Source organism: Flavobacterium lindanitolerans, assembly GCF_002846575.1.
GTDB classification, from domain to species: Bacteria; Bacteroidota; Bacteroidia; order Flavobacteriales; family Flavobacteriaceae; genus Flavobacterium; species Flavobacterium lindanitolerans.
Window position 1 is genome coordinate 419,398 of sequence record NZ_PJND01000007.1, and the last position, 7,673, is coordinate 427,070.

Below are 7,673 nucleotides of genomic sequence, written 5' to 3' on the forward strand. Positions count from 1 at the left end.
TTATATAAAAATATAGTTCTGAAAAAACAATTAAGAAAGCGCACCTTATCGTAGTTCATTGGTTATTTTGATTGGTAATAGTAATTAATATGAAAGATAAATCATAGGTGCGCTTTCTTCTTTAACAGAAATCATTCTTGGAATTCAAGACTTAATTCCAGCAACAAAAAAATATACTGAAAAAAAATATCAAATTATCAATAAGTCAATGCCATTCAATACTATTAAAATTTCAATTAAAAAAATTTAGTCGATAAAGTGTATTTTTTTATCGTTTAAATGCAATTTTTTTACTATTTTTGAAACCAATCCTTAGGTTAAGGAAGAATTGTAGGAATCAAGTTTTGGTAAAATTTAAGCAGTGTTAAATTTTAATGAGGAAGTGATTATAAGACAAAAGGGAAACATTTAATAGTTATTGATATACAATTTGGGGGAACTGTATAACTCAATAGCATTGCCAAAGTATTGATAACTTTAAGGTTTGCCATGAAAATATATAATCAGCGAAAAAAACTTTGTTTGCTTTACTGCTTCCTGTTTGGGTTGTGTTTTGCGGGCTTCGGGTATGCGCAGATTACTATCTCAACACCTTCAATAGCATTTACGCAGGCCTGTGCATCGGCAAACTTCAATACTTACAACTTTTCATTTTCATTTTTTCCGGTACAAAATCTTGGTGCTTCCAACCAGTTTATTGTAGAATTATCCGACAGAAACGGAAGTTTTACAAATCCGGTTATCGTTAAAACCCTCACCAATACAACTTCTCCAGTTACCAGTAATTTTAACCTGCCAACAGACACCTACGGAGAAGGCTACAGAATTAGGGTCAGGAGTACCAATCCTGTAAAAGTGAGTCCAAACAGCAATGCTTTTGCCGCCTATTATGCCGCACACAATCAGGCTTTTTCAATAAACGGAAACAACAGTACCGTAACACTCTGCGGAAATGAAAGTTTTCTTTTGCAGATAGACAATGACGGAACCCCTGCTTCACCACTCTATTATCCGTCATTGAATTACAAATGGTATAAAAACTTTATCGAAATCCCGGGTGAGCGCGGTGCATCACTGACGGTGACACAACCCGGTTCCTATTATGTCATTGTTGACTATGGAACCTGTGTAATGAATTCTTATTCCAATATTGTTCAGGTTCAGGTTCAGAGCCCCATCAGCCCCGTCATACAAGCTGAAAATAACTCAACAGCAATTTGCCCTAATGATACCCGGACACTCACCAGTGTATTACAAAATGCCGGCTATACCTATGCCTGGTATAAAAATAACAACAGCATACCCGGTGCAACCGGTCCAACGTATCAAGCTTCCGAAGAAGGCATTTACCATCTGGAAATTACCGTTTCAGGCTGTACTTTTGAGTCCGACCCTATAGCACTAGAAGTCATTGACTTTAACCTGTCACTCAGCACACCTTCACAAATAGTATTAATTCCAGGCGAAACTATTACGGTCAACACTATAACCGATGCACAAAATCCGCAATTCCAGTGGCATAAAAACACCTCTCCATTACCCGGAGCAACACAAGCTGCACTGAATATAACACAGGCCGGAGATTATACTGTTTCAGTTACTGAAGCACAACCTTGCAACATAACGAAAGAAAGCACCGTATCTGTAGTCTATCCATCAGGTTTTGATGTGCAAGTCCAAACCGGAACAGGCTATACTTCCTGCACAAGCACAGCTACAACACTGTCAATTTCACGATTTGATGCTATTACAGAAAACAACAACATAAACCTTCTTGGCAACACTTACAATTACAGCTACCAATGGTATAAAAACGATATTGCAATTCCTGGTGCGACAAACATTTCGCTTCCGGTAAACAGTCCGTCTGAAAACGGAAACTATCTATTAAAAATTACCATTCCTGATTTTGGCGTTGTTACGTCAAATACTGTAGCCGTAAATCTTGCCCTCGAAAACAATACTATAACCAACAATGGTCCACTATGCGAAAACGGAACTGTTCTGCTTTCATCCAATATCACCAATACCGCCTATACTTATCAATGGTTTAAAAACGATATTGCAATAGCAGGAGCCGTTTCCAGCACGCATACGGCATCTGAAGAAGGCAATTACTATCTTATAGCCACAAGTGGCACCTGCACGAAACAGTCAAATACTGTTGCATTGCAGATTCCTACTTTCACAATCACAACAACTTCACCTGCTTTTGACATACTGATACCGGGCGAACAAAAAACACTATCCGTATCTACCGATGCCACTACTCCTCAATTTGCGTGGTTCCGCAATAACGACCCGATTCCGGGAGCCAACCAAAGCAGCTATGTTGCCACACAAAACGGAACCTATAAAGTTGTGGTTACGCAAAATCAGGGCTGCCTTATTCAAAAAGAAAAAGTATTTGTATTGGAATACCCAACCGGATTTGAAGTAACCATTGCCCCTACCACCAGCTACACGGCTTGTGATAACGGACCTGTTACCTTATCCGTCACCCGTTTTATTGCCAATACGTCACAAGGTACAATCGACCTGACCAACAGAAACAACAGTGCTTATACCTATCAATGGTTTAAAAATACTTCTACCATTACAGGAGCAACCGGCACAAGCCATACCATAAACAGGGCGACAGAAAACGGCAGCTATACCGTAAGCATAACCCTGCCTGATTTTGCACCTGTGGTTTCTAATGCCATTGACATAAAACTATCGCCGGAAAACACTACAATCAGCAGTTCCGGAGCGCTGTGTGAGGGAAGCAGTGTTATCCTTTCGTCAAGTGTTGCCAATTCCGCCTATACCTACCAATGGTTTAAAAACGACCTTCCAATTCCGGGGGCTACTACGGACAGCCATACAGCAGATTCGGAAGGAAACTATTACCTGATTATGAGCCAGAGCGGATGTACCAGACAGTCAAACACCATTTCACTAACCATAGGACAGATTAGCATTGCCAGCACATCGCCTGCTACGGACATCCTGCTTCCGGGAGAAACCAAAACATTTACCGTAACGACAGATGCGGCGGCTCCGCAGTTTGCGTGGTTTCGCAACAACGACCCGATTCCGGGAGCCAACCAGAGCAGTTATACGGCTACACAAAACGGCACTTACAAGGTCATGGTTACACAGACGCAAGGCTGTAATGCTACTGCCGAAAAAGTATTTGTATTGGAATACCCAACCGGGTTTGAAGTAACCATTGCCCCTACCACCAACTACACGGCTTGTGATAACGGACCTGTTACCTTATCCGTTACCCGTTTTATTGCCAATACGTCACAAGGTACAATCGACCTGACCAACAGAAACAACAGTGCTTATACCTATCAATGGTTTAAAAATACTTCTACCATTACAGGAGCTACTGGCACAAGCCATACCATAAACAGCGCGACAGAAAACGGCAGCTATACCGTAAGCATAACCCTGCCTGATTTTGCACCTGTGGTTTCTAATGCCGTTGACATAAAACTATCCCCGGAAAACACAACAATCAGCAGTTCCGGAGCGCTGTGCGAGGGAAGCAGTGTTACCCTTTCGTCAAGCATTACTAATTCTGCCTATACCTACCAATGGTTTAAAAACGACCTTCCAATTCCGGGGGCTACTACGGACAGCCATACAGCAGATTCGGAAGGAAACTATTACCTGATTATGAGCCAGAGCGGATGTACCAGACAGTCAAACACCATTTCACTAACCATAGGACAGATTAGCATTGCCAGCACATCGCCTGCTACGGACATCCTGCTTCCGGGAGAAACCAAAACATTTACCGTAACGACAGATGCGGCGGCTCCGCAGTTTGCGTGGTTCCGCAACAACGACCCGATTCCGGGAGCCAACCAGAGCAGTTATACGGCTACACAAAACGGCACTTACAAGGTCGTGGTTACACAGACGCAAGGCTGTAATGCTACTGCCGAAAAAGTATTTGTATTGGAATACCCAACCGGATTTCAAAGCACCATCAGTGCTAATTCTGATTACCAGCAATGTTCCAGTACCTCAATCACATTAAGTCTGACCAGCCTTATTGCTACTACTCCATCAGGAACTATTCCTGTGGATAACACTTCCGGATATACTTTCCAGTGGTTCAAAAATAGTGACCCTGTAATTGGTGCCATCGCTTCATCGCTAACGCTTAGCAGTCCATCTGAAAATGGCATCTATAAACTGCAAATCACTTTGCCTGATTTTGCACCTGTATTTTCCAATGATATAACCGTAAATCTTTTCTCAGGACAACCTTTGGCTATTACAGCTGTCGGACAATTGTGTCCTGAAAATCCACAAGTAATAATTCAGAGTAATTTTTCAAATAGCTCCTATACTTACACCTGGTTCAAAAACGGTGATGAAATCGGAACAGGAAACAACCCTAGCTTTACCGCTACAGAAACAGGCAACTATAAACTCTCTGTAAATACGGGAAGCTGTACATTCGAATCCAATACTCTCGAAATACGGGAAAGCGATTTTAATCTTACACCATACAGTCCGTTGGATGATACGATTATTCCGGGTCAGGTCAAAACCCTTTCAATCACTACAGATGCCCTTCAACCTGCAATCGACTGGTTCCGGTATGACATACAAATCAGCAATTCGAGCAGCAGCTCTTTCGCCGTAAACAGGGACGGCGATTATAAAGCCGTGGTAAAACAGACACAAGGATGCGAGATTACCAAAGAAACCGTTTTTAATCTGCGCTATCCTAATGAAATGAATATCGCCATAGCTACTAATAGTGAGTTCCAGCAATGCGGCAGTACTACGGCAACATTAAAGATTACTTCGTTTAATGCTGTAATTCCAGACGGTCCAATCAGCATTTTAAACAATACCTACAATTACCAGTATCAATGGTTCAGAAATGGTGAACCGGTAGCAGGTGCCACTGGCCTGACCCTGACATTAAACAATCATAACGATACGGGCAGTTATACCTTACAGGTTACGATTCCTGATTATGCTGTCATTGTATCAAATGCCATTACTGTCAATTTGAGCTTTGCCAATGAAGTGGTTATCTCTACAAACGACATCCTTTGTTCATCAGAAACTACCGTTACGATAAGAAGTAATATCAACAGTCCTGAATATACCTATAAATGGTACAAACAAGGAAATGGAACTGTTATTGGAACTGAAAACTCACTCACCGTAAATAGTGCCGGAAATTACTTTCTGGTTGTAAGCTATCTGGATTGCACAATTACATCAAACACCCTTGAAGTCGTTCCGTTTGACATGTCACAGATAACCGTCGATTCCCCAAGAGACATCACGCTTATACTGGGCACATCAATTACATTGACAGCAAGCGGTGCTCATACTTATGAATGGTATTTTAACGATGAAATAGTTTCCAACGGGCCTTCTGTAACAATAGAAGAACCCGGAACCTACAAACTTATTGCCAAAGTGGGTGAATGTCAGGTGACCAAAGAATTTGTAGTTACCGGAATGGAAAACAACATGATGGCCATCCCGAATGTTGTAACTCCAAATGCCGATGGAATCAACGACACCTGGAACCTGCCTACCAAATATGTCAATAATGAAAATGTTGAAGTGGTCATTTACGGACCTGACGGTGCTATTGTTTTCAGGTCTACACGATATTTAAATAACTGGCCGGAAAGCTCCTTTACCTATTCCCTTAAAAACCCCGTGTACTATTATACTATCATGGAAGGCAACAAGATTACAGAACGAGGCTCAATAACAATTGTAAAATAATTAAATGATTAAAAATTACCTCGCTTTATCTTTTATTATTTTCTGCATCGCCTTTACTTCTGTAAAAGCGCAGGATGCCCCTGTGCTTACATTTAATATACCGTCACAGAACAATTTAAAATACAACCGCTTCCTATTGAACCCTACATTCTCTTTTGTCGGAGAAGACAATACGTATGTTTCATTATACCACAGAAACCAATGGATACAGTTTAAAGATTCGCCAAAAGTATATATGCTTGCCTATACCGGAAAATTTTCGGACAGAGCCGGATTTGGTTTTGGGCTCTATCAGCAAAATCTTGGCGTAATTGTAAGCTTTGGCGGAATTGCAAACTATGCCTACAATGTGAAGCTGAATGAAAATATGGACCTGACCCTTGGGTTTAATTTTGCATATTACAACAGTGGGGTAGACCGTAACAGGACAGTAACCGAAGAACCGGACCCTGTATTGTTGGCCATGCGTAACAATTCCCTGTTTAGCGTCAAGCCTGGTTTCAACCTCCGCTATCGCAATTTTAACTTTGGCGTCTATGCCGAAAACTTTATCGATTACGATTTTAAATCCAACAAACTGGCAAAAGATTATTCCGACAAGACTTTTTCAGCTCACCTCATGTATTCGCACCAGATGAGTTCACTGACAGACCTGTTTGAAGGAAGCAGTTTCAGACTGATGGCTCGTGGAAAAGTAAACCAGGAAAGTGATTTGGGGTTGAGCGGCTCCATGGTTATTGATTTCCCAAGATTTGGTTGGTTCCAAACCGGGATTGATGATTTTTATGGCGTTGGTGTTGGATTGGGATTCCATTTCACCAAAAGACTTTCTTTAGGCTATACCTATGAAAGGACTATCAAGGAAGGACTTGTTAATTTGGGCTCTACCCATGAAATCACCATGATTTTTTCTTTTCAGGACAGAATTCTGGCCCATAAAAAAACACTTACTGCAAAAGATACTTTGTCCCAAATTGAATCAATTGACAAAAAGATAGCCTCAAAAAAACCAAAAAACGGAAAACCTGAATTTGACAAAGAACTGGAACTGGAAAAACTACGCTTGCAAATGGACGACAGCAACATGCATCTTCTGGATATGCTGATGCAGGAAGATTCGCTGGAGAATATCCGCAAGGCAGAATTTGAGCAGAAGGTAAAAAATCTGATGGACTATGTCAAAAGAGAAAACGCAGCCAAAGAAGCCACTGCCAAACCAATTACACTCCGCAAATCAAAAACCGGTAAAAAGATCGTCCCAAAAACCATGGAGGATTTGAAGGATGCCGAAAACGGATATTATGTCGTATCAAAATCTGCTGACGGCAAAGATGTCATAGAACGCTATGAATCGCTTCCGGAAGCCTTAAAATCATACGAAAAGAAAAAATCAGGAAAGGAAAAAGACCTCTACATCATCCATGTAGACAATCCCGAAGAGCTCGGACTAAGTGAGAACCACAAGAACGTTGATAATAATTCCAAAAACAAAAATGATGAGACACAAGACAGCCAGGACAGTTCCGTAGAACAGTTCCTCAAAGATGAAAAAACGCAAAGAGAGTTAAGCGCCAAGACAGAAGAAGAAATCAAAGAATTCTATTCCAAGAAGACAACAAAGCCTCGGGAAGCTCCTAAGAAAGGCAACAAACTATCAGTAGCAGGACTGGAAACGGGCTACTACATTATCGCTAATGTTTTTGCCGCGCAGGAAAATACTGAAAAGTTCATGGAGAAAATGAGAAACAGAGGTATTGAAACGAGCTATTTTATAAACCCTAAAAACAATTTCAGATATGTCTACCTGAAAAAGCATTCCTCCTGGAGAGAAGCCTTAATTTCTTATTATTCAAATGTGGATAACTCCTACTTTGACCCTATTTGGATAATGAGCATTAACACCAATTAAA

The 7,673-nt window shown here is 41.0% G+C and carries 2 protein-coding genes; both read left to right on the forward strand.

Translation table 11 applies throughout. The features are described 5' to 3' along the window. Window positions 1-489 precede the first annotated feature (489 nt). Complete coding sequence (locus B0G92_RS01895) at window positions 490-5,763, forward strand: T9SS type B sorting domain-containing protein (protein WP_101470906.1); 5,274 nt, start codon at window positions 490-492, stop codon at window positions 5,761-5,763. 4 nt (window positions 5,764-5,767) lie between these two features. Continuing rightward, window positions 5,768-7,672 carry a PorP/SprF family type IX secretion system membrane protein gene (locus B0G92_RS01900; RefSeq protein WP_101470907.1) on the forward strand — a complete coding sequence of 635 codons (1,905 nt, stop codon included), beginning with the start codon at window positions 5,768-5,770 and terminating at the stop codon, window positions 7,670-7,672. Window position 7,673: the final 1 nt, after the last annotated feature.

What these genes read in the sequence shown, in the direction of transcription:
- B0G92_RS01895 (WP_101470906.1), top strand. Translation starts at nt 490, where the DNA reads ATGAAAATATATAATCAGCGAAAAAAACTTTGTTTGCTTTACTGCTTC.
- B0G92_RS01900 (WP_101470907.1), top strand. Translation starts at nt 5,768, where the DNA reads ATGATTAAAAATTACCTCGCTTTATCTTTTATTATTTTCTGCATCGCC.